The sequence below is a fragment of the Luteimonas sp. Soil_C_5 genome (assembly GCF_057656615.1).
The window spans coordinates 1-22,543 of the sequence record NZ_JBDGKA010000005.1; the positions used below are offsets into that span (position 1 = coordinate 1).

At 68.3% G+C, this 22,543-nt stretch carries 22 protein-coding genes; 4 read left to right on the top strand and 18 right to left on the bottom strand.

The features are described from left to right. Nucleotides 1-110: 110 nt before the first annotated feature. The 4 genes from AC3A5K_RS14315 to AC3A5K_RS14330 all read right to left on the bottom strand — a co-directional run bounded on the left by AC3A5K_RS14315 (nucleotide 111) and on the right by AC3A5K_RS14330 (nucleotide 3,109). Nucleotides 111-404 (bottom strand): hypothetical protein, encoded by a 294-nt coding sequence (locus AC3A5K_RS14315; RefSeq protein ID WP_487618224.1) that lies wholly within the window; start codon nucleotides 402-404, stop codon nucleotides 111-113. 7 nt (nucleotides 405-411) lie between these two features. Continuing rightward, nucleotides 412-846 carry a response regulator gene (locus AC3A5K_RS14320; RefSeq protein ID WP_487618225.1) on the bottom strand — a complete coding sequence of 145 codons (435 nt, stop codon included), beginning with the start codon at nucleotides 844-846 and terminating at the stop codon, nucleotides 412-414. Continuing rightward, a complete protein-coding gene (locus AC3A5K_RS14325; protein WP_487618226.1) occupies nucleotides 843-1,916 on the bottom strand; it encodes a sensor histidine kinase in 1,074 nt (357 codons plus the stop codon). The genes AC3A5K_RS14320 and AC3A5K_RS14325 overlap by 4 nt, the downstream gene beginning before the upstream one ends. A 95-nt stretch (nucleotides 1,917-2,011) precedes the next feature. Further along, complete coding sequence (locus AC3A5K_RS14330) at nucleotides 2,012-3,109, bottom strand: PA0069 family radical SAM protein (RefSeq protein ID WP_487618227.1); 1,098 nt, start codon at nucleotides 3,107-3,109, stop codon at nucleotides 2,012-2,014. Nucleotides 3,110-3,282: 173 nt separating this feature from the next. On the opposite strand from AC3A5K_RS14330, the gene AC3A5K_RS14335 reads away from it, so the two are divergent. Then, nucleotides 3,283-4,608, top strand: coding sequence for a sigma-54 interaction domain-containing protein (locus tag AC3A5K_RS14335; protein WP_487618228.1), 1,326 nt, complete (start codon nucleotides 3,283-3,285; stop codon nucleotides 4,606-4,608). Nucleotides 4,609-4,639: 31 nt separating this feature from the next. On the opposite strand, the gene AC3A5K_RS14340 is transcribed toward AC3A5K_RS14335, so the two are convergent. From AC3A5K_RS14340 to AC3A5K_RS14365, 6 genes are all read right to left on the bottom strand, one after another. Next, the gene (locus AC3A5K_RS14340; RefSeq protein WP_487618229.1) at nucleotides 4,640-5,989 is read right to left on the bottom strand and encodes a hypothetical protein; all 1,350 of its coding nucleotides are present in this window, start codon (nucleotides 5,987-5,989) and stop codon (nucleotides 4,640-4,642) included. A gap of 38 nt (nucleotides 5,990-6,027) precedes the next feature. Beyond that, nucleotides 6,028-6,786, bottom strand: coding sequence for a hypothetical protein (locus AC3A5K_RS14345; protein ID WP_487618230.1), 759 nt, complete (start codon nucleotides 6,784-6,786; stop codon nucleotides 6,028-6,030). A 13-nt stretch (nucleotides 6,787-6,799) separates the two neighbouring features. Further along, a complete protein-coding gene (locus tag AC3A5K_RS14350; RefSeq protein WP_487618231.1) occupies nucleotides 6,800-7,501 on the bottom strand; it encodes a C39 family peptidase in 702 nt (233 codons plus the stop codon). Nucleotides 7,502-7,608: 107 nt separating this feature from the next. Next, nucleotides 7,609-9,186, bottom strand: coding sequence for an adhesin (locus AC3A5K_RS14355; RefSeq protein ID WP_487618232.1), 1,578 nt, complete (start codon nucleotides 9,184-9,186; stop codon nucleotides 7,609-7,611). Between the two features lie 49 nt (nucleotides 9,187-9,235). Then, on the bottom strand, nucleotides 9,236-9,853 hold the full coding sequence (locus AC3A5K_RS14360; RefSeq protein WP_487618233.1) for a hypothetical protein: 618 nt from the start codon (nucleotides 9,851-9,853) through the stop codon (nucleotides 9,236-9,238). After that, the gene (locus AC3A5K_RS14365; RefSeq protein ID WP_487618234.1) at nucleotides 9,850-10,371 is read right to left on the bottom strand and encodes a hypothetical protein; all 522 of its coding nucleotides are present in this window, start codon (nucleotides 10,369-10,371) and stop codon (nucleotides 9,850-9,852) included. Before AC3A5K_RS14365 ends, AC3A5K_RS14360 begins: the two co-directional genes overlap by 4 nt. 328 nt (nucleotides 10,372-10,699) lie before the next feature. On the opposite strand from AC3A5K_RS14365, the gene cls reads away from it, so the two are divergent. The 3 genes from cls (at nucleotide 10,700) to AC3A5K_RS14380 (ending at nucleotide 13,353) form a co-directional block, all read left to right on the top strand. Continuing rightward, nucleotides 10,700-12,142, top strand: coding sequence for a cardiolipin synthase (gene cls, locus AC3A5K_RS14370; RefSeq protein WP_487618235.1), 1,443 nt, complete (start codon nucleotides 10,700-10,702; stop codon nucleotides 12,140-12,142). Nucleotides 12,143-12,262: 120 nt separating this feature from the next. Then, nucleotides 12,263-12,538 (top strand): hypothetical protein, encoded by a 276-nt coding sequence (locus tag AC3A5K_RS14375; RefSeq protein WP_487618236.1) that lies wholly within the window; start codon nucleotides 12,263-12,265, stop codon nucleotides 12,536-12,538. Nucleotides 12,539-12,549: 11 nt separating this feature from the next. Continuing rightward, a complete protein-coding gene (locus AC3A5K_RS14380) occupies nucleotides 12,550-13,353 on the top strand; it encodes a pyridoxine 5'-phosphate synthase (protein WP_487618237.1) in 804 nt (267 codons plus the stop codon). Between the two features lie 563 nt (nucleotides 13,354-13,916). Here AC3A5K_RS14380 and AC3A5K_RS14385 read toward each other — a convergent pair. From AC3A5K_RS14385 to recF, 8 genes are all read right to left on the bottom strand, one after another. Further along, complete coding sequence (locus AC3A5K_RS14385; protein ID WP_487618238.1) at nucleotides 13,917-14,327, bottom strand: ExbD/TolR family protein; 411 nt, start codon at nucleotides 14,325-14,327, stop codon at nucleotides 13,917-13,919. A 14-nt stretch (nucleotides 14,328-14,341) separates the two neighbouring features. Then, on the bottom strand, nucleotides 14,342-14,761 hold the full coding sequence (locus tag AC3A5K_RS14390; protein ID WP_487618239.1) for an ExbD/TolR family protein: 420 nt from the start codon (nucleotides 14,759-14,761) through the stop codon (nucleotides 14,342-14,344). Nucleotides 14,762-14,804: 43 nt separating this feature from the next. Further along, on the bottom strand, nucleotides 14,805-15,560 hold the full coding sequence (locus AC3A5K_RS14395; RefSeq protein WP_487618240.1) for a MotA/TolQ/ExbB proton channel family protein: 756 nt from the start codon (nucleotides 15,558-15,560) through the stop codon (nucleotides 14,805-14,807). Nucleotides 15,561-15,662: 102 nt separating this feature from the next. Next, nucleotides 15,663-16,322, bottom strand: a complete 660-nt coding sequence (locus AC3A5K_RS14400; protein WP_487618241.1) for an energy transducer TonB — start codon at nucleotides 16,320-16,322, stop codon at nucleotides 15,663-15,665. Between the two features lie 132 nt (nucleotides 16,323-16,454). After that, nucleotides 16,455-17,669, bottom strand: a complete 1,215-nt coding sequence (locus AC3A5K_RS14405; RefSeq protein ID WP_487618242.1) for a tetratricopeptide repeat protein — start codon at nucleotides 17,667-17,669, stop codon at nucleotides 16,455-16,457. A gap of 113 nt (nucleotides 17,670-17,782) precedes the next feature. After that, a complete protein-coding gene (locus AC3A5K_RS14410) occupies nucleotides 17,783-18,592 on the bottom strand; it encodes a M48 family metallopeptidase (protein ID WP_487618243.1) in 810 nt (269 codons plus the stop codon). Between the two features lie 93 nt (nucleotides 18,593-18,685). Further along, nucleotides 18,686-21,124, bottom strand: a complete 2,439-nt coding sequence (gene gyrB, locus AC3A5K_RS14415) for a DNA topoisomerase (ATP-hydrolyzing) subunit B (protein WP_487618244.1) — start codon at nucleotides 21,122-21,124, stop codon at nucleotides 18,686-18,688. Between the two features lie 223 nt (nucleotides 21,125-21,347). Next, on the bottom strand, nucleotides 21,348-22,445 hold the full coding sequence (recF, locus tag AC3A5K_RS14420) for a DNA replication/repair protein RecF (RefSeq protein ID WP_487618245.1): 1,098 nt from the start codon (nucleotides 22,443-22,445) through the stop codon (nucleotides 21,348-21,350). Nucleotides 22,446-22,543: the final 98 nt, after the last annotated feature.

Here is a 22,543-nt window from a genome sequence, read left to right on the forward strand (position 1 = left end):
GCCGGCTCGGGCCCCTGCGCTTCTCGGGCACCGGGGCACGCAGCCCAAACTCGCTGCGCTCAGACATGGGCTGCTCTCCGGCCCCGCCGCCCTGCGATGCTCGGCTCGCTTTACGGCTCGATGAAGCCAAGGGCACAAGCCGAAGCCGAAACCGAAGCAGAGCGAAAGCCAAAACCAAAACCAAAACCAAAACCAAAACCAAAGCCAAAACCAAAACCAAAACCAAAGCCAAAACCAAAGCCGAGGCCGAGGCCGGAGCCGGGGCCGGGGCCGGAATCAAGGCAGAGGCCATAGCCCGAACGCCTTCGGGCGCCGGTACACATCGAACCAGAACACTGCTGTACGGCTGCGGCCGCAGGCCGACCAGCCAGGACGCCCGCCGGCGTCGACAACCGCTCAAGCATGGGGGCTTCAACCCCGCGGGTGGTTCAACACCAACCAGTACAGCCCGATCTGCTTGACCACTTCGACGAACTTGCCGAAATCCACCGGCTTGCGGATGTAGCTGTTGACGCCCAGCGCGTAGCTGGCCTCGACGTCGAAGGGCTCGGTGCTGGTGGTCAGCACCACGACCGGCAGGCCGCGCGTCGCCGGGTTGGCGCGCAGCGACTGCAGCACCTCGCGGCCGTCGAGCTTGGGCAGGTTGAGGTCCAGCAGCACGATCGACGGCAGGTCGGTCGGATCGCGATGCGCATGCGCGCCGCGGGCGAAGAGGTAGTCGAGGGCCTCGGCGCCGTCGCCCACCACGACCAGCTGGCTGTCGATCCCGGCCTCGGCGAACGCGATGCGGGTCAGCTCGGCGTCGTCGGGGTTGTCCTCGATCAGCAGGATCGTATGTGCGCTCATGGTCGTGCGGCGTCCTCGTCCGGCACCGCCGGCAGTTCGATGGTGAAGGTGGTGCCGATGTCCGGTTCGGACTGCACCCGGATGTGACCGCCATGCGCCTGCGCGATTCGCTGGGCGATGGCCAGGCCCAGGCCATGGCCTGCGCCGTCGTCGGCCCCGTGCAGCCGTTTGAACGGCACGAACAGTCGGTCAGCATAGCGCATGTCGAAACCGCGTCCGCCGTCGCGCAGGCGCAGCCGCATGCGGTCCCCGACGCGTTCGCCGTCGAGTTCGATGCGCACGCGGTCGCGGTGCGCGGAGAACCGCCAGGCGTTGTCGAGCAGCTTGCCGAGCAGCTGCTTGAGCGCGTGTTCGTCGCCCCAGGCCCACAGGTCGGGGGCGATCTGGACATCGGCGGCGCGCGTGGGCGCGGCGTCCTGCAGCTCGGCGCAGATCCAGTCGCCGAGCAGGCTGATGTCGACCGGGCCGGGCGCACGCGGCGGCCGCGAGGCGCGCATGGTTTCGAGCAGGCCGTCGATCAGACCGCCGGCCTGACCGGCAGCGGCGCGGATCCGCTGCAGATGGTCCAGTGCGGCATCGGTTTCGAGCGTCGCGCTGCGCTCGGCCAGCCGGCGCGAGAACTGTTCGATCGCCCGCACCGGCGCGCGCAGTTCATGGGAGATGCCGAAGGCCAGCGTTTCCTGCACCTGCTCCAGCGCATGCAGCGCGGTGACGTCGCGCAGCTGCAGCAGCAGGTCGCCGTCCGGCCCCAGGGCCTGCAGGTCGAGCAGACAGTGCCGGACGGGCCCGGTGTCGCCATCCAGCGCAACCGGCAGGTCGCGCAGACCGGTGCCGTCCCCGGCAAGCGCCGCATCGATGCGGGCGGCATCCGCCCCGGCGAAATGATCACGATGGGCCCGGCCGCCCCGCAGTACGTCCGGTGCCACGCCCAGCAGGGCGCCCATTGCCGGGTTGGCCTGGCGCCACTGTCCGTCCGCTGCCAGCACGGCGGCGGCCACCGACAGGGCATCGAGCAGGGCGGCGACCGTCACCTGTTCGGTGGACGGCGGCAGGACGGCAGCATCGGACATCGGCGACGGGCGCGGGCGGAAAGACCGCGCAGTGTAGGAAATCCCGGTGTGGACACGGGGTGCAGACCCCGTGAGGCGGGCCGCCCATCGGCCTGCTAGAACAGATCGCCCTGTGGCGACGCGGGCCGCAGCCGCTGGAACAGGTCGGTGCGCAGCGGCGGCAACCGCCCGAACCCGAGCGCGCGATGTGCCCGGGCGAAGCGCGAGGCCAGCAGCTCCGCGAACGGGCCCTGGCCGCGCATGCGCGTGCCGAAGCGGCTGTCGTAGTCCTGGCCGCCATGCAGCTGCTGCAGCAGGCTCATCACGTGGGCGGCGCGCTCGGGATAGTGCAGGGCCAGCCATTCGCGCCACAGCGTCTTCAGCTCGTGCGGCAGGCGCAGCACCACATAGCCGGCCGACGCCGCGCCGGCCTCGCGCGCCGCGCCCAGGATGGCCTCGAGTTCATGGTCGCTGATCGCCGGCACCACTGGCGCCACGATCACGCCGACCGGTACGCCGGCCTCGTGCAGCGTGCGCATCGCCCGCAGCCGCGCGTGCGGGGCGGCCGCGCGGGGCTCCATCCGGGCCGAGAGGCGGTTGTCGAGCGAGGTCACCGAGAAGTGCACCGTGACCAGGCCGTCGGCCGCCATCGGCGCCAGCAGGTCGAGGTCGCGGACCACGTTGGCGCTTTTGGTGACGATGCTGAAGGGATGCCGCGCCTCGGCCATGACCTCGATCAGCGCGCGGGTCAGTCCGTAGCGGCGCTCGATCGGCTGGTAGCCGTCGGTATTGATGCCCAAAGCAATCGGCGAGCACGCGTACGCCGGCCGGGCGAACTCGGCGCGCAGCTGTTCGGCGGCATTGGTCTTGGCGAACAGCCGGGTTTCGAAATCCAGCCCCGGCGACAGGTCCAGGTAGGCATGCGAGGGCCGGGCGAAGCAGTAGACGCAGCCGTGTTCGCAACCGCGATACGGATTCACCGACTGCGAGAAGCTGATGTCGGGCGACTGGTTGCGGCTGACGATGCTGCGGGCGCGCTCCTCGGTGACCACGGTCTGCGGCGCGTCCGCCTCGTCCTGCTGCGCCTGCAGGCCGTCCCAGCCGTCGTCCTCGGGCACGGCGACCTGGGTCTCGTAGCGCCCGGCCACCCACGACGCGCTACCGCGCCCCTTGCGGGCGGTGGCGACGGGTGGACGGAGGCGGCCAGCGGACATCGCGGCAGTCTGGCAGCCGCCGGTCTCACCCCGTGCGACGCCGCCGGTGGCCGATCCGCCCCCGGTCCCGCGTTGGTAACGCCGACAGCCGGGGCAAGGGAGAGGGGCATGTCCGTACATCAGAGGCCGGCAGCGACCGGTCCTGCGTCGTCGTCGCCGACCGGCGGGCCGGTATGGCGAGCTTGAACGCGCCGACCGCGCAGCGCTGCGCGATCTGGTTCGGCGCACCGACGCGGCGCGAGCAGGCGCAGCTTGCCGCCGGCGGCTGGCACCTGCGGGTGGCCGACCACGACGCCAGCCGCCAGGTCGGCATGCGCGGCGCCGACCTCGTAGTCATCGTCGCCGACCTGCGCGGCGCCGACGCAGGCCGCCTGGCGGCACTGGAACGCATGCTGCTGGAACATGTCGACCTGCCGTCGCTGGCGCTGGTGGACGGCGATGACGACGGCGACCCGATCGGCCAGCGCATCCGCACGGCCTGCGGCCGGGTGCTGCATGCGCCGCTGGATGCCGACCGGCTGGCCGACGCGCTGGCCGACCTGGTGGCCCGGCCGCGCCGCGACATCGACAGCATCGGCGGCCGCAGTCCAGCGATGCTCGGGGTGCGCGCGATGCTGCATCGCTACGCCGACGTCGACCTGCCGGTGCTGGTGACCGGCGAGTCGGGCACCGGCAAGGAACTCGCCGCGCATGCGCTGCACGACCTGTCACGCCGCCGCGAGCGGCCGTTCGTGGCGATGAACTGCGGCGCCATCGCGCCGACGCTGGTGCAGTCCGAACTGTTCGGCCACGAGCGTGGCGCGTTCACCGGCGCCACCACGCGGCGGGTCGGCCTGTTCGAATCGGCCGACGGCGGCACCGTGTTTCTCGACGAGATCGGCGACCTGCCGATGGAGGCGCAGACCAACCTGCTGCGCGTGCTGCAGGAAGGCACGCTGGAACGCGTGGGCAGCAACCGGGCCGTGCACGTGGACGTGCGCGTGATCGCGGCCACCCATGTCGATCTGGACGCGGCGATCGCCAGGGGCCGCTTCCGCGAGGATCTCTACTACCGCCTCGACGTGCTGCGCCTGCGCCTGCCGCCGCTGCGCGAGCGCGGCGACGACATCGAGCTGCTGGCGCGCGAGTGCCTCGACGCGTTCCGTGCGCGCCATGCGGTGCAGGCGCGCGGCTTCAGCGCGGCCGCACGGCAGTGCCTGCGCACGCATCCCTGGCCCGGGAACGTGCGCGAACTGCTCAACCGCGTGCGCCGCGCGGCCGTGGTCGCCGAGCACGCGCTGATCGAACCCGACGACCTGCAGATGGGCGCCGCGACCGCGCGCGTGGTCGCACTCGACGACCATCGCGACCGCACCGATCGCGATGCGCTGCTCGATGCGCTGCGCGCGACCGGCGGCAACGTCAGTGCCTGCGCGCAGCGGCTGTGCATTTCGCGGATGACGGTCTACCGGCTGTGCCGCAAGCACGGCGTGTCGCTGGACGCCTGCCGCTGGAAATGACGCCGGTACCGGCCGGCGCCGGGCACCGGCCCTACAGCGCGTAGGGCACCTTCACCGTGAGATTGAAGTCCGGCGCATCGGGCGTGAGACCGATGCCCAGCACGCCGACGAAGGTCGCGCTGGGCGTCATCGCATGGGTCACGCCCAGGCTCATCGTCGCGGCGTTGGCGTCGCTGCCGATCAGCTTGCTCCAGTCGCCGCCGTCGTAGCGGGTGCGCGCGCGGGCATTGAGCCGGTCGCTGAAGGAGATGCTCAGGCTGGTGCGTTCGTTGAACGCGAATGCCAGACCGGCGCCGAAATAGTAGGCATCGCCCAGACGCACGCGGCCGGGATTCACCGTGGCCGGGTTGTTGTCGAGATCGGCGAAATCGCGCGCGAACGAGCGCGCATAGCCGATGTTGCCGAACAGGATCGCCGGATCGGTGGTCTTGACCGCCGACAGGCCCACGGTCGCCTGCCACAGGCCGTTGCCGGTGGGCTGCTCCTCGGGCACGGCGAAGCGGATGAAGTCGTCGGCGTCGCGTTCGAGCACGCGCCACGGAATGCCGTAGGGCTCCTGTCCGGTCGGCGCGGTCACTCCGACGTTGAGCACCGTCTCCGGCCACGGCCCGCGTTCGCCGAAGAGTTTCCAGTTGGCGCTCGCGCTGATGTCGCCCAGGCCCGCGCCGTCGGTTTCCTCCTGCGCGATCGCCGCGGCCGCGCCGCCGGCGCCGCCCTTCTGGTAGACGGTCTTGCGCGCGATGTAGGGCACGTCGAGGTTGAGGCTCAGGCGCGGACTGACGCCCCAGCGCGCGGCGAAGTTGTAGTTCACCGTGTCGGATTCGACGTTCTCGATCGCGATGTTGCCGAGGAAGATCGCATCCAGCGCGAGAAAGCCGTTGAGCGTGACCTGCTTGCGGTCGTAACGGTTGTAGCTGATGCCGTTCTCCAGCGTGAGCCGGCGATTGAACAGTGCAGTGCTCTGCTGCTTGACGTCGGCGACGCTGCGCGAATCGGTCTCCTGCGCGCGTTCGGCATCCTCGGCGGTGCCGGCGTAGCCCGCGTCGCTGCGAGGCGACGGCGCTGCAGGCCCGGCGGGCGCAGGCGCAGCCGCAGGGGACGGACCCTGGGCACTCGCGGCGGTATCCGTCGACGGCGGCATCGCGCCGCCGACGCGCGCCTGCAGCGCCTGGATCTGCATGTCCAGTTCGCGCAGTCGGCGTACTTCCTGCGCGTAGCTCTGCTTAAGCGACGTGAGGTCCTGCAGCAGCTGCTGCATCTGTGCCCGGTCGGCCGGCGTCAGCGCGCCGGCATCCTGGGCCAGTCCGAGGGTCGGGGCGCACAACGCCAGCCCCAGCGCGATGGCCAGTGGCCGCCGCGCGCGTACGAGTGTCGATTTCAAGATTGCCCCCTCCCGCATCGACGCGTGGATGTGTGGTCTCAAAGCCCGCCGGCGCGGGTCATGCCGATGGCCTGGACCAGGTTCTGGTGGACGGTCTCGCTGGCCGGTGTGCCCTGGCGCACCAGATCGAGCTGCAGACGGTTGGAAACGGCATGGCCGTCGCCGGTGAGACGGATGCTCTGGCCGACGGCACGCGCGTCGATCCACTGCTCGACCGCGCCCTGGCCCGCGACCTGGAGCAGCACGCGCGCGCCGGCGCCGTCGACGGCCGCGCGCGCATGCGCGCCGGACGCTGTGGCTTCGGCGGATCCGCCACCTTCGCCGCCGACCTGCGACGGCACCGCGCCCTCGCGGATGCGCAGCCTGAGGCCATTGCGGGCGGTATTGCCGTCGCCGGCCACCTGCACCGCCTGGACCAGACCAGCCACATTCGCCAGGCCGGATGCATCGACCTGCCCGCTGCCGGCTGCCACGGCGGGCAGCGCACCGTCGGTGATGGTGACGCTGGGCTCGAAGCTCACATCGGGCCGGGCGCCACGCAGGTCGAAGCCCAGCGTCATCGCGCCCTGCAGGCGCTGGCCGGACGTGGTCATCCAGTCCGACACCATGGTCACGCCGAACCAGGCGACACGATCGTCGCCGACGATGTAGCGGCCGCGCATCGCGCCGAGTTCGGCATCGGGAATCTCGCGCAGGCCGAACGGCCGCGGCGACGCGTCGGTTTCGGCGCGGACCGGTGTCACCAGGGCGACCGCCAGCAGCACCAGACCCAGCCGCGATGTCATGTACGTCTTCATGTCGGAACCTCGTTCAGAACAGATCCGCGTGGCTGAAGCCGAAATCCAGCAGCTCGGCGTCGGTCAACGGCCCCTGGCGGGCGAACAGCGCCTTCGCGCTCGGGCGCGCGACCGGCTGCAGCAGCGCGGTCTCGCGATCGAAGTCACTGGCTATGACGATGAAAATGGCGCGCGACGGCCACGATTCGAGAAACTCGGCCATCGGCACGCTGCGGTTGCCGAGGATCGGATCGGCGACCTCGACGATGTCGTCGGCCACATGCTTGAGCACGACGAAATGGCGGAAGCCGCGGACGTCCATCAGCACCAGGCCCGGGACGCGCAGTGCGCGCAGGCGGTCCTCCTCGATGCGGTAGCCACGGCCGCGCATGCCCAGCGATTCCACGTAACGCTTGATGTCCAGCAGCGAGAAGCCGCGCGTCTGCACCACGTCCGGATCGGCCAGACCCATCATTCCTTCGATGACCGTGGCCTCGTCGACATCCAGCCGGTAGGCGTACTTGAGGACCGTCGCCAGTGCGGCCGCGCCGCAGCTGTAATCGGTGTGCTGGCGGACGATGTTGCGGAAGCGCGCCTCGCGCATGCTCTCCACCCGCACCGGCATCACCGCGCCATTGGGCAGGATGCCGTGCACCTGCACATCGGCCGCACGCGCACGCGCAGCGACCATCAACACCAGCAGCGCCAGTACGACGGCGGCGAGCAATCGGATCATCGTCGGGCCTCGTCTGCAGAGGAGGCCCCGCGCCACGGGGCAGGTGGCGCGGGGCTCCGGGGAAACCCCGACCCGGACCGCGGTCGGGGGTCACACCTGGTGGGCGCTTACTCGCCGCCACCGCCCGGGGGCGGCGCTGCGGCGCCCGGCTGCGCGACCGCCATCGACAGGCTGTTGGCCTGCAGATTGCCGGTCCCCGCCGCCACGTTCACACCGATGTTGCCGGAGGCGTTGCTTAAGGCACTGCCGCTCAGGCTGGCGGTGTTGGTCGCCGCCACCGACACCCAGCGGCTCGTGTTGACCTCACCGCTGAGCGCGGCCTCGAGCTCCATGTAGCCCAGCTCGATGAACGCCAGATCGCCTTCCTCGCGGCCCGAGTAGCTGCCGCGCGAATCGGTATCGAACGCGAGGCCGCCCACACCCTGACGGTAGGGATTGCGCACCGCGCCCTGGCTGTCGATGTCGAAGTCGGTATGGCCGGTCGAATCGCCCGCCGGATGCCGCTCGCCTTCCCACATGTCGGCGTAGAAGTTCGACTGCTGGTAGGCATTGCCGCGCGAGGTACTGGTGCCGGAGGACGATCCCTCATAGGCGCCCATGCCGACCGCGATCGAACCGCCGCTCATCGTGCCGCTGAGCGACATCTCGGTGGTGTCGTCGAAGCGCTCGTGGCTGCCGGCGTTCGACGTCACGTTGCCCGTCGACACCTGGTTGGAGCTGACGCTGGCCTGCGAATAGGCCGCGGTGGCGACCGAAGCGGCCATCGCGTTCTTCTGCGCATTGTTGTTGCCCGAGGCGATGTTGACGCCGATGTTGCCGCTCGCCGACGAGAACGCGTTGCCGCCCAGACCCGCGGCATTGGTCACGCCTTCGTTGACGGTGGTGTTGCCGTTGCCCGCCTGGTTCACGAACACCTCGGCATCGGCGAGACCGAATGCGAAGCCCGCATCGGCGGCCGACAGCGCCGCGGCATTGTCCTGCACGTTGTTGTCGCCGGCGGCGACGTTGAACAGCAGGTTGCCCGAGGCCTCCGCGCCCACTTCGTCGGCGATCGACGCTTCGTTCTCGACCACCTTGTTGAGACCGATGTTGCCGCTGACGGACTGGCGGTTGTCGACCACCGCGATCGCGGCCGAATCCAGATCGATGTCGCCGGTGATGGTCGGATCGCCGCTGAAGCTGATGTCCGAACTCAGCGAGAGATCCTTCTCGAGGTTCACCGCGACGCCGTGTTCGTTGCGCTCGCGGCGGATGTCGGAGTTGACGTTCTCGGTGCGCTCGATGTCTTCGTACACCTGGTTGGTGCGGATGCGGTGGGCCTCGTCGAGGCTCTGGCTGACGTCGCGGCTGTAGGTGTCGCTGGTGCTGATGTCGTGCGACTCGGTCAGGCTCTGGTCGACGGTCTGGGTGACGTCGCGGGTGAACGAATCATTGACGCTGATGTCCCAGGTTTCGGTCAGCGACTGGTCCACCGTCTGGCTGATGTCCTGGGTCTGGTTCACCGTGGTGTTGACCTCGGTGTTGATCGCCGTGTCGGTGTTGGTGACGTTGGTTTCGTAGTTGCGCGTGTCGTCGATGGTGATGTCGTAGTCGACGATCCGGCGGTCGACCTGCTGTGCCTGCGCGTTGCCCGCCGCGGCTGCGCCGACGGCCAGCGCCAGGACGGTCAATTTCATGGTCTTCATGTTGATGTCTCTCTCTCGTGGTTCGCGTGGAAGTTCGGTTGATTCCCGGTCACGGTCCGGACTGGATCGACATCGACACTGCGTTGCCGGTGTCGTTGCCCGAGCCCGCGACCTGGTTGAGTTGCACCACACCCTCGAAGCCCTGCAGCGCAGTGGACTCGACGGATGCCACGCGCCGTCCCCCGGCCGCGCCCCCTCGGTCGAAACCGTGCTGTTGCCCCGCCGACGCGAACGCCGCCGACAACGTGCCGTCGTCGTCGGTTTCGCGTATGCCCTGTTGCGCCAGTGCCAGGGCGACTCCGTTGAATGTGGAGTTGCCGCTGCCACTGGCCTGATTGATGCCGGCCAGTCCCGACGCGCCGGCGAAGGCCTGGCCGCCGATGACGGCCGATGCGCCGTCGGGTGGGGTCGCGCTGTCGCCGCGGCGTTGTTGCCGCAGTGCGACGTCGGCGCTCGCGTCCGGCCCGACGGCCAGTGCGCGCAGGTTGGCCTGCTGGTTGTGGTCGCCGGCGGCGACGTTGAGCGCGAGTGCACCCGAGGCGCCGGCGAACGCCTGGCCGTCGATGCGCGACTGGGTGAGATAGCCGAGCATCGCGCCGTAGTCGTCGGCGAGGACCGGCGCCGCGGCGATGCAGGCGAGTACGGCCAGTGCGAATCGCGTGCTCACGGACCGTTCCCCGCCGCGGCTTGCCCGAACGGCATCTGCGACAGCGCGCCGGTGATGTGGCCGCCGATGCCGCGGGTGGCCTGGCCGACCGCGCCGAGCGGCCCGCCGGTGGCGGCGCCCAGCGTGCCCGCGGTCTGCACGCCGCTGGCATCGCGCGCCGTGCCGCCGCCCATCGACGGGCCGGTGAGCGTGCGCACCATCGGACCGGCCAGGCCGCCCGACGCGGGACCGCGGGTCTGGACCTGCTGTCCGGTGTCGAGGGCGAGGAAATCCGCGTCGCTGAGTTCGTGGCTGGCCAGTGCGGGCAGCAGCTGTCGGTTCGGGGTCGGATCGACGATCAGGCCGATGCCCGGCGGCGACGGCCGTACCGCATGACGTGCACTGACATCGCGCAACAGGACCATCTCGCCCGGCTGGGGCTGCACGCCGGCGCGCGCGCCCGCGGCCTGGGCGGCAGGACCTGCGAACGCCAGGCAGGCGATCAGCAGGCCGACGCGGGTCTGGACTGGATGGCGCATGGCGGTTGATCCCCGGTTCGACTGATGGGGGAGTCAACGCATAGGCCGTGCCAGCCTTTTTATTCCTTGTATTTCAATTAGTTGATTGAAATCCCGTGGGATCGAACCCTTCCCTCGCGTCCCCGGCCTGTGGCAGCCCGCGAGCGAAACCCGGGCACCAGCCGCGTCACCGCGCGGTCCGCCGGCTGTCACAGGAGTGCGACAGCCGGATGTGACATGTCTCCGCCCGGGTGATGGCACGCACTGCGTCGCCGGCGATGTCGGTGCAGACAGGGCGCCGCCGGTACCCTGTGCGCCGGCGCGATGGGCGCCGCTCGCCGGGTCCACCATGTTCGACGCGCTTCAGCAGGCCTGGGATGCCCTGGTCACCGCACCGCATCTGATCGCGCTGCTCGGCGTCGGCTGGGTGCTTTACCTGGTGATGCTGGGCGGCTGGATCGTGCTGCAGAAGCGCGAGCCGGTGGCCACGTTGAGCTGGCTGTTGGGCCTGGCGTTGCTGCCCTATCTCGGCTTCCTGATCTATCACGTGTTCGGGCCGCAGAAGATCCGCCGCCACCGGCTGCGCCGCAGCCGCAGCCGCGCGGCGATGCACAAGTCGGCGCTGGATGCCGAAGACGGCGAGGCGGCCGAACTCGTCCGGCTGGCCCAGGCGACCACGGGCTTGCCGGTCACCTCGTCGGCGCAGGTCGAGTTGCTGGTCGACGGCGCCGCGAAGTACGAAGCGCTGCTGGCCGACATCGCCCGTGCCGAACATCACGTCCATCTCGAGTACTACATCTACGAACCGGACACGATCGGGCAGATGCTGCGCGACGCGCTGGTCGAGCGCGCACGTGCGGGCGTGCGCGTGCGCCTGCTGATGGATTTCGTCGGCTCCGGGGCGTCGCAGCGCTTCTTCGCGCCGCTGATCGAGGCCGGTGGCGAGATCGCCTGGTTCCATCCGATGCGGTTCGGGCGCATCTGGAAACGCCCGTGGACCAACCTGCGCACCCATCGCAAGATCGTCGTGATCGATGGCCGCATCGGCTACACCGGCGGCATGAACATCACCGACGAGCAGGACGAGCGCCAGCGCATCGATGCCTATCGCGACCTGCACATGCGCATGACCGGCAAGTCGGTGCGCGTGCTGCAGCTGGTGTTCGCCGAAGACTGGGCGTACGCGACCGGACGTCGCGATTTCCTCGCCGAGGTCGAGCAGCAGACGCCGGCAGCGGATCCGGGACCGATCCGCACCCAGATCCTGACCTCGGGCCCGGATTCGACCTGGGAAGCGATCCATCGCGCGCATGTCGGCGCGATCCACGCCGCGAAGCAGCGCGTGTGGATGACGACGCCGTATTTCGTCCCGGGCGAAGCGGCCATGATGGCGCTGACCTCCGCCGCGCTCGCCGGTCTCGACGTGCGCCTGATCGTGCCGCGGGTCAGCGATTCGCGCCTCGTCACGCTGGCGGCGCGTTCGTACTTCGGTCAGCTGCTGGTCGCGGGCGTCAAGGTCTACGAGTACCGCTCGCGCATGCTGCACAGCAAATCGCTGCTGGTGGACGACCACCTCGCGATCATCGGCAGCGCGAACTTCGATCACCGCAGTTTCCGCCTGAACTTCGAACTGTCGGTGCTGTTCGACGATCCCGGGCTGGCAGGCGGACTGGCGCGCCTGATCGAGAGCGAATTCGCCAACGCCTCGCGTGTGCACCGCGGTCGCCATCGCCCGCTGCTGACCGCGCGTCTGCCGGAAGCGCTCGCGCGGCTGTGTTCGCCCTTGCTGTGACGCGCAGTCCGCACCGCCCGCGCACGCACGCAACGCCACGGGCGCTTTCCTGACGCCGTGCCCGGTGGCGCGCGGGCCATGGTGGTTTAGACTGCGCCCACGTCCGGCGGAGACCGATCCATGCCTTGGTTGTGCCTGCTGCTCGCACTCGGTGCGCTCGTTCTTGCGTTCTCCACGACTTCGGTGCCGCTGGCTGCCATCGCGCTGCTGCTGGCCCTGGTCCTGATCGTCATCGGCGTGCTCGGGCTGCTGGCCCAGCGTGTCGGCAATCAGAGCCGCAGCGAAGCGATGATGGTCGACCCGGCCGAACTCCGCCGCCTGCGCGAGCAGGCCGAAGCCCGCCGCGCCGCCGCCGAAACCACGCAGGCGCCCGGCACGCCGCCGTCCGGCCTCTGATCCACCGATCGATGCACGACCCCGCCCGACCCCAGGCGCCGGCGACCCGGCTCAGCGTCAACCTCAACAAGATCGCCGTGCTGCGCAACTCGCGCGGCGGTGATGCACCGTCCGTGATCCGCGCCGCCACCGTCTGCCTCGACGCCGGTGCCCACGGCATCACCGTGCATCCGCGCCCCGATGCCCGCCATATCCGCGCTGACGACGTCTTCGCGCTGTCGGCACTGACCCACGCGCGCGGTATCGAATTCAATATCGAAGGCAATCCCTTCGCGCCCACACGCGACGGCTATCCCGGCCTGCTCGCGCTGTGCGAGCGCAACCGCCCCGCGCAGGTCACCCTGGTGCCGGATGGCGACGGCCAGCTGACCTCCGACCACGGTTTCGACTTCGCCCGCGATGCGGATGCGCTGCGCCCCTTGATCGCTGCATTCCGCGCACTCGGTTGCCGCGTCAGCCTGTTCGCCGATGCCGGCAGCGATGTCGAGGCGGCGGCCGCGATCGGCGCGGACCGCATCGAGCTCTATACCGGACCCTGGGCATCGGCATTCGCGGACGGTGCGCCTGACGCAGCATTGCCCGCCTTCGTCGACACCGCCCGCCGCGCGCGCGATGCAGGCCTGGGCGTCAACGCCGGCCACGATCTCAGCCAGGCCAACCTCGGCCCGTTCCTGGCGGCACTCGGCGGCATCGACGAGGTTTCGATCGGACATGCCCTGATCGACGAGGCCCTGTACGACGGACTGGACACGACCGTGCGCCGGTATCTCGAGATCCTCGACCGGCCGACCGACAGCACGGCCGCCGCCGCATAGCGCACGCCGTCACTCCCGCGAATGCGGGCATCCAGCGCCGTTCGCGTTTGCCCGAGACCGGCGCCAGACAGCACGATCAAGCCAGATGCCCGCGAGCGCAGGAATCACCTGACGACACGCGGTCCGCATCGGAATTCTGCATACGCCGCTGCTGATCTCGGCCTGATCCCGAACAGATTCGAAGGCGTGCAGATTTGCGCCGAGCCGCGGGCGGGTCGTCCGCCACCACGTCCCGGTCGGGCGGGATCAGCCGCACCGGGCATGGCCTCTTTGGACGGGCACTCGATCTTCTTGAAGACCTGCAGGCACCGCCGTCCGCCAGACACGACGCATGGATGGAGGCTTGGCGTGGCGCACCGTTGCACCACGACCATCTCCAGAACTGCAGCAGGAGAAGCCGCCGCAGGGTCAACGTACCCGCGTATTCCAAGCCTGTTTTCACGCCCAAAGAAAACGCCGACCTGTGTGCTTCTTGGCACAAAAAAAACGCCGCCCGAAGGCGGCGTCAAATCGAACAAGGGAAGCGTCGCGCGTGCTGCAGGCCCGCGCCGACGTTGATGCGTTTACTGCCGAACGAACCCGATCTTCTGCATCTGCGCGTTCTTGGCTTCGGCCAGTACCTTGGCCAGCACGCCATAGTCCGCGTCCGCGTTCGTATCGATCTCGAGCGTCGGCTGATTGGTCGGATCGCGCTGGATCTCCGACTCCATCATGTTGCGCAGCGCCGAAATCGGCGTCGGACTGTCGTTCCAGAACACCTGGCCCGAACCGTCGATGCGCAGCTTGATCGGCTCCGGTGGTTCGACCGGATTGTCAGGCGGCGTCGTCGAACGCTGCGGAAGATCGATGTCGATCGGGTAGGACGCCTTGGGCGCAGTGACCATGAAGATGATCAGCAGCACCAACATCACGTCGCAGAGCGGAATGATGTTGATGTCGGCCATTGGGCCTTCGCCACCGGAAGAAAATGCCATGCGTGTTGCTCCGGTTACCTGATTTCGGTCGTCGCGATGAAGCCCACCTTGCGCATGCCCTGGGCCTGCGCAACGTTGACCACGTCGTTGATCGTCCGGTACTTCGTCGTCGAGTCGCCACGAATATTGACCGGGGGCTGCGGCGTCTTCTGCGCTTCGACCGAGAACGTGCTCTCCAGCAGCTGGAGGGTCACGGGCTCGTCGTTGAGGAAGATGTCGCCTGCCTCGGTCACCGCCACGGTGAGCGGTACACCGGGCAGATTTTCCGGCCTTTCATCGAGGTCGGCCTCCGGCAGTTCGACCTGCACCTTGTGCGCCATCAGCGGTGCCGTGACCATGAAGATGATCAGCAGCACCAGCATGACGTCGACAAGCGGGACGATGTTGATCGTGGCGTTGACCTTGTCGTTGCCACCACCTGAGCTGAAAGCCATATCGAAACTCCGTTGTCGCTAACTGCTACGAGACGTTTTGTGCTTAGACCTTGGCCGAAGCCGGCGGAGCGACGTCACCGACGCGCGAACCGGTGGCGAAGAAGTCGTGCAGGTCGTGGGCGAACGTGTCGAGCTTGTTGTTCGTACCGCGGTTGATGCGGACGAAGAAGTTGTAGCCCAGCACCGCCGGGATCGCGACGCCCAGACCGATCGCGGTCATGATCAGCGCCTCGCCGACCGGACCCGCCACCGCGCCGATGTCGGCCTGGCCGCTGGCACCGATGCGGATCAGGGCGCGATAGATGCCCCACACCGTACCGAGCAGACCCACGAACGGCGCGGTTGCACCGACGGTGGCGAGCACGGTCAGGCCGTCTTCGAGCTTCAGCGATTCGCGGGTCACGGCCTGACGCAGGGCGCGATCGACGAATTCCGAACGGTTCAGCGACTCGACCAGACGCGAACCTTCATGACGCTGATGGTGCGCGGCGGCCTGGGCAGCGTCGAGGGCGACCTTCGAGAAGGGCTCGCTCTTCGGCTGCTCTTCCATGAAGCGGATCGCATCCTGCGCGTTCGGGGTTTCCCAGAACGTGTTGATGACGCGATCGTTGCTGCTGCGCAGACGCGCATTCTTGATCGCATTGAAGATGATCCAGAAGATCGACATGGCCGACATCACGATGAGCACGATCAGAACGGTCCAGTTGACCGCGTCCATGTGCTCGATCATGTCAGCGAAGCCCATCGACTCCAGACCTGCAGCGTTGGACACAGCGGCGTTGGTGGTTTCCTGCAGCATGACGCTTACCTTCTAGATGTAGTGGTATGAAGAGTTGAACGTTGAAACGGGTCTAGCGGGCGCTCCGTGTGGAGCGCCTGGATCTGTGTAACGCGGTCCGGATCAGCCGAGGCTGAAGTCGACCGGCACGCGGACGCGACCGGCGGCCGGCTGGCCATTCGACATGGCCGGCGCGAACGACCACTTGCGTGCGGCTTCGATCGCGGCGCGATCGAGGTCACGGTTGCGGCTGGACTTCTCGACCGACACGTTGGTCACGTTGCCGTTGGCGTCGACGTCGATGACCAGGATCACCGTGCCTTCGATCTGCGCGCGGGCAGCGGCAGGCGGGTAACGCGGCGGATTCATGTTTTTCGACGAGATGTCGACGCTGGCACCGATGTCAGGCGACGGCGCGGGCGGCGCAGGCGGAGCGGGCGGCGGGGCCGGCGTATCCATCGGCGACGGCTCGTCGAACACGACCGGCGGCGATTCCGGCGGCGGTGGCACCGGTGTCGGTCGCGGAGGCGAAAGCTCCTTGATCGGCTGCGGCTTCGGCGGTTCCGGCGGCGGCGGCGGCGGCGGCGGCGGCGGCGGCGGCGGTTCGATGATCACGACACGCGTGGCCATCTCTTCATCCGGCGCGGTATTCGGCGGGTTCACCGGGGCCAGCAGCAGCATGACGGCGGCGGCATGGAACGCGACCACCATCGTGAAGCCGGCGATGCGAGCCCAGTTCAAGCCCTCGTCTTCGTCGTTGGTCGTCGTCGAACGTTGCGTCATGCGGAGAACTCTGGTCAGGCCGGGGCGAACCCCGGTGGGAATATTGAACTGCAACCGTTGCGGGCAGCAGGAACCCTAAAGCTTATACCAAGACAAGCTGCGTGCACCATCCATGGGACACACAACTTTTCCTTAACGTGACGAGATGATGCGCTCGGCGTCCGCGTTGGATTTCAGACCCTTCGCAATCGCCTGGCGTGCCGCTTCCTTCGCTTCCGCGCTGCGGCCTTCCTGATGCAGCACGCGCGCGAGGTTGAGATAGGTCTCGCCATTCTCGGCCAGCGGTGCGGCCTTCTGCCACGCCTCGATCGCAGGACCGACCTGGTCGGAGAAGTAGTACGCCTGACCGAGCGCCGACATCGTGCGGTAGTCGGGCTGCAGGACGTTCTTCTCCAGGCCGTCGTTGATCACGGCGATGGCCTCGCGCTCCTTGTTCTCGCTGTTGAGGTACAGCGCGTAGAGGTTGCGGTATTCGCTGTCCTCGGTGAGCTGGCCGCTGGCGCGCAGGCGCTCGAACACCTCGATCGCCTTGTCGTTCTGGTCGGTCTGCAGATACGACACCGCGAGATTGATCTGCGAGCGCTTGTCGTCCGGCGTGGCCTGGGCGACCTGTTCGGCGAGGCGCGTGGCTTCGGCGTTGTTGCCGGACTCGGCATAGGCGCCCATCAGGATCTGCGTCCACTGCGGATCGACCTCACCACCGGATTCGACCAGCGGCTTGAGCACCGCGATCGCCTCCGGATAGCGCTCGAGGCGATAGAGCATGTTGCCCTTGAGCGCGAGGTCCTTGGGATCCGTGGAACCGGACTCGGTGAGGTAGCGATCGAGCGAGACGAGCGCGGTGTCGTAGTCCTGCTCCTGCGCCTGCAGCTGGGCAATGATCAGCATCGCCTGGAAATGGTTGCTGTTGTCGAGGCCGCCCAGATCGATGGCCTGCTGCAGATACGTCGTGGCACGCGCGTTGTCCTCGTTGAGGAGCAGCTGGCCGGCGAGCAGCGCGGCGATCGACTTGTCGTATTCGTTGGCGCGATCGTTGGCGAGGATCTCCTCGGCGATCGGCAGGCCCTTGGCCGCGTCCTGCGCGGTATTCGCCTCGGACAACGTGTTGAGCTGCTTGGCCAGACGCTGGCTCGCCGACACGCCCGGTTCCTGGCGCGTCGCGTTCGGGTAGCGCGCCGCCTGCTGCGGCTCGGCCGCCGCTGCCTGGCGTGCGTTGCGACGCTCGCTGCGATCGCTCGAACGCGCACTGCTGTCCTGGGCATGGACCGCGACGGGTGCTGCGAAGGCCATCAGCGCGGTCGCAACAGCACCGGCCAGGATCGAGTTGGACAGGCGGAACTTCGACATCGAATCACCTCGTTGGGCAACCACGACCGCTCGGAGACGGTCGCGAAAATGGAAGACGGCCATTATGGACGAGCGGTCACGCGTCGCCCAGCCACGGCCTGTGTGCGGGTTTTTTAGCCGCAGTTCGGACGGCGGCCCGCCGCGCGCGCCTGCTCGTACGTCGGCACCAGTGCATTGGCGCGCGTCTGCAGTTCGCTGATGCGGCTCTCCGGGTTGGGATGGGTGGACAGCCACTGTGGGGGACGGTTGCCGCCGCTCGCCGCGATCATGTTCTGCCACAGGCCCACCGCTGCACGCGGATCGAAACCGGCCTTGGCCATCAGTTCCTGGCCGACCACGTCGGCCTCGGTCTCCTGCGTGCGCGTGCCCGGCAACAGGAACGTCGCCTGCAGGGCAGCGCCGCCGAGCTGGTTGGTCGACTGCTGGGCGCCTTCGCCATAGCGCGAGCCGAGCAGGGCGCCCGCGACGCCCAGCGCGCCCTGGGCGCCCATCTGGCGGGTGATGCGCTCGTCATGGTGATTGGCGTAGACGTGACCGATCTCGTGCGCGATCACCGCCGCCAGCTGGTCCTGGTTCCGGGCGACCGTGAGAATGCCGGTGTGCACGCCGACCTTGCCGCCCGGAAGTGCGAACGCGTTGGGGTTTTCGTCGACGAAGACGACAGATTCCCAATTCAGCTGCTGCCAGTTCGCGGGCAGCTCGCGCACGATGTCGGTCACGATACAGCGCACATAGGCCTGCTGCTTCGCGTCCGGCGACTGGCGCATCTTGGTCTTGGTTTCGGCGAAGGCCTGCTCACCCATCTGGTTGAGTTCGGCCTGGGACACGGCGCCCACGTACTGGGTGCGGCCGGTAGGCGACGTCGAGGTCGCGCAACCGGCGAGCGCGAGCGCGGTCGCGAGGGCAGCTGTCAGCGCTTTCATGGGTGGTCTTCCCCTGTTCAAGGACGACCGTTGTAGTGCGGCCCGGATTAACGTTCCGTCAACGGGCGCACGATGCCGTGCGCCCGTCGCGACTCAGACGTCGAGGTTGGCGACCTTCAACGCGTTGTCGTCGATGAATGCACGACGCGGTTCGACCACGTCGCCCATCAGCGTGCTGAAGATCTCGTCGGCGGCGACCGCATCCTCGATCCGCACCTGCAGCAGGCGACGCGTCTCCGGGTTCACCGTGGTGTCCCACAGCTGCTCGGGGTTCATTTCGCCCAGACCCTTGAAGCGCTGGATCTGGCGGCCCTTCTTGGCCTCGTCCATCAGCCAGGCCTGCGCCTCGGCGAAGCTGTTGATCGGATGGGCGCGGTTGCCGCGAACGATCTGCGCGCCGTCCCGGATCAGGCCATGCAGCGCACGGGCGGCTTCGCCGATGGTGCGCAGCTCGCCGGTTTCCAGCGTCGCCAGCGGCACCAGCTGCACCACGTCGAGGCCCATGTGCTGGCGATCGATAGTCAGCACCGCGCCGCGGGCTTCGGTGGCCGGCTGGACCGCGAACTTGAAGCGCGGACGCCCCAGACCCTTCTGGTTGAGGCGCGATTCCAGCGACCGTAGCGCGGTGTCGATTTCCGCATCGGTGCCGGCCGCGATCGGCGCCGCATCGAGCAGCAGCTCCATGACGGCCGGATCGTAGCGATGGGCGTTGCGGGCGATGGTGTCCTTGGCCGCGGCGAAGGTCAGCAGCAGCTTCTCCAGCGCGGTGCCTTCGATCGCAGGCTCACCCGCCGCCGGCGTCAGCGCGGCGCCTTCGACGGCGTTGCCGGCGAGGTAGGCGTCGAGCGCGGCGTCGTCCTTGAGGTAGAGCTCGTTCTTGCCCTGCTTGATCTTGTACAGCGGCGGCAGGCCGATGTAGACGTAGCCGCGCTCGATCAGTTCCGGCATCTGCCGGTAGAAGAACGTCAGCAGCAGCGTGCGGATGTGCGATCCGTCCACGTCGGCGTCGGTCATGATGATGATGCGGTGATAGCGCAGCCTGTCCGGGTTGTACTCGTCCTTGCCGATGCCGGTGCCCAGCGCGGTGATCAGCGTGCCGACCTCGGCGCTGGCCAGCATGCGGTCGAAGCGCGCGCGCTCGACGTTGAGGATCTTGCCTCGAAGGGGAAGCACCGCCTGGTTCTTGCGGTTGCGGCCCTGCTTGGCCGAACCGCCTGCCGAGTCACCCTCGACGATGAAGAGTTCGGACAGCGCCGGATCCTTCTCCTGGCAGTCGGCCAGCTTGCCCGGCAGGCCGGCGATGTCGAGCGCGCCCTTGCGGCGCGTCAGGTCGCGGGCCTTGCGCGCGGCCTCGCGGGCGCGGGCGGCATCGACGATCTTGCCGGCGATCGCGCGGGCTTCGGCCGGGTTCTCGTCCAGGAATTCCTGCAGCCGCTGGCCGAAGGCGCTCTCGACCACCGGGCGGACCTCGGAGGAGACCAGCTTTTCCTTGGTCTGCGACGAGAAACTGGGGTCCGGCACCTTGACCGACAGCACCGCGATCATGCCTTCGCGCATGTCGTCGCCCGACAGCGCCACCTTGGCCTGCTTGGCGATGCCGTTCTGCTCGATGTAGTTGGTCAGCGTGCGCGTCAGCGCGGCGCGGAAACCGATCAGGTGGGTACCGCCGTCCTTCTGCGGAATGTTGTTGGTGAAGCAGAACATCGTTTCCTGGTAGGCGTCGGTCCACTGCAGGGCGACGTCGACCGTAATGCCGTTCTGCTCGCCGGTCACCGAGATCACGTTCGGATGCAGCGGCGTCTTGAGCTGCGCCAGGTGCTCGACGAACGAGCGGATACCGCCCTCGTACTCGAACAGGTCCTGGCGGCCGTCGCCGCGCAGGTCGACGAGATTGATGCGCACGCCCGAGTTGAGGAACGAGAGCTCGCGCAGGCGGCGCGCCAGGATGTCGTAATGGAAAGTCACGTCGGAGAACGTGGCCACCGCGGGCCAGAAGCGCAGCAGGGTGCCGCGCTTGTCGCTGGCTTCCAGCGTTTCCAGCGGGGCGACGGGCTCGCCCATCGCGTATTCCTGGTGGTGGCGATTGCCGTCGCGCCAGATCTCGAGCGTCAACTTCTCGCTCAGCGCATTCACCACCGACACACCCACGCCGTGCAGGCCGCCGGAGACCTTGTAGCTGTTGTCGTCGAACTTACCGCCGGCATGCAGCTGGGTCATGATGACCTGCGCCGCCGAGACGCCCTCTTCCTTGTGGATGTCGACCGGAATGCCGCGGCCGTTGTCCGACACCGACACCGAGCCGTCCTCGTGGATGGTCACCACGATGTCGTCGGCGTGACCGGCCAGCGCTTCGTCGATCGCGTTGTCGACGACCTCGAACACCATGTGGTGCAGGCCGGTGCCGTCGTGCACGTCGCCGATGTACATGCCGGGCCGCTTGCGCACAGCCTCCAGGCCACGCAGGACGGTGATGCGGCTGGAATCGTAGTCGGAGTTGGCGGGGGCGCCGCTGGGGATCGTCTCGTCGCTCATTCGGTTCGCTGTCTGGCCGGAGCGCGGCCTCCAGACGCGGCCCGGAAGGTCCGGAGCACCGCGCGGCAGGAGAGACCGCAAGGAGCGAATTGTAACACTGCGGCCCCGTACGGCCCGGGCGTGGTTCCACGTGGAACATGCCGGGAGCCGGCCATAAGACAGGTTCCACGTGGAACATCGCCTAACTCATTTCGGACCGTGCTGGACAGGACCAGCGGCGGGATCAACTCGAACGAAGCTTGCCGTGTTCCACGTGGAACATGCGCGCTGCGGCCTGCACGGCGGGCGCCCAGTGCGCAGGCAGCTCGGTGCCGGTGATCAGGATCTGTGCGTTGCCGGGCATCAGATACTCCAGCACCTGGTGCTGATGGTGACGGTCCAGCTCCGAGGCCAGATCATCGAGTGCGATCACCGGCCAGTGGCCGCCATCCTGGGTGGCGCAATCCAGTGCCTGTGCCAACAGGCAGCAGAGCGCAGCCTGCTTGGCCTGGCCGCGGGACAGCAGCGCCTGTTCCCGGTGATCGTCGAAACGGAGTCGCCAATCGGCCCGGTGCGGGCCGAGGCTGGTGTAGCCGGCCATGCGGTCGCGGTCCCGCGCGACCAGCAGGGCGTCCGCCAGCGACAGTTCGTTGCGCCGCCAGCCCGGAAGGAATTCCAGCTCCGGTTCGCCCAGTTGGGGGGCGATCGCGCTGGCCACCGCGCGCACAGCCGTCTGCAGGCGCTGCAAGTAGGCCCGGCGCCGGATATCGAGCGGCTCGGCCGCGTCCGTGAGCTCGAAATCCCAGGCATCCAGCTGCGCGGCACCGGCGCCGGACTTCAGCAGGGCATTGCGCTGCTTGAGCGCCCGGGCGTAGCGCCGCCACTGGGGCAGATAGTCCTGTTCCACGTGGAACAATCCCCAATCCAGGAACCGGCGCCGGATTTCGCTGCTGCCTGAAATCAGCGAATGGCTGCCCGGCTCCACCGTCACCACCTTCAGCGCCGCGCACAGATCGCCGAGCTGGGCCACGTCGGCGCCATCGAGTCGACCGGACCAGTCCTGCCCGCTGTGACGCAATCCTGCGCGGCGGGTGATACCCGGATGCCGGGCAGCATCCTGCCATTCGGTGTAGACCTCCAGCGCGTCCTGACCTCGTCGGATCAGGCCGTCGCGGACGCGCCCACGGAAACTCCGTCCGTAGGCCATCAGGTGCAACGCCTCCAGCACACTGGTCTTGCCGGCACCGTTGTCACCGACGAACAGGTTCAGACCCGGACCCAACTTCAGCGAAGCATCGTCCACGTTGCGTACGTTGCGAAGATCGAGACGGGTGATCAGCACGAATATCCAGAAGCAGGCAGGCGGTCGCCAAACGGAAGACGCCCGGAAAACCGGGCGTCATGTTCCACGTGAAACATGCGGAGCCGAGGCCCACGCAT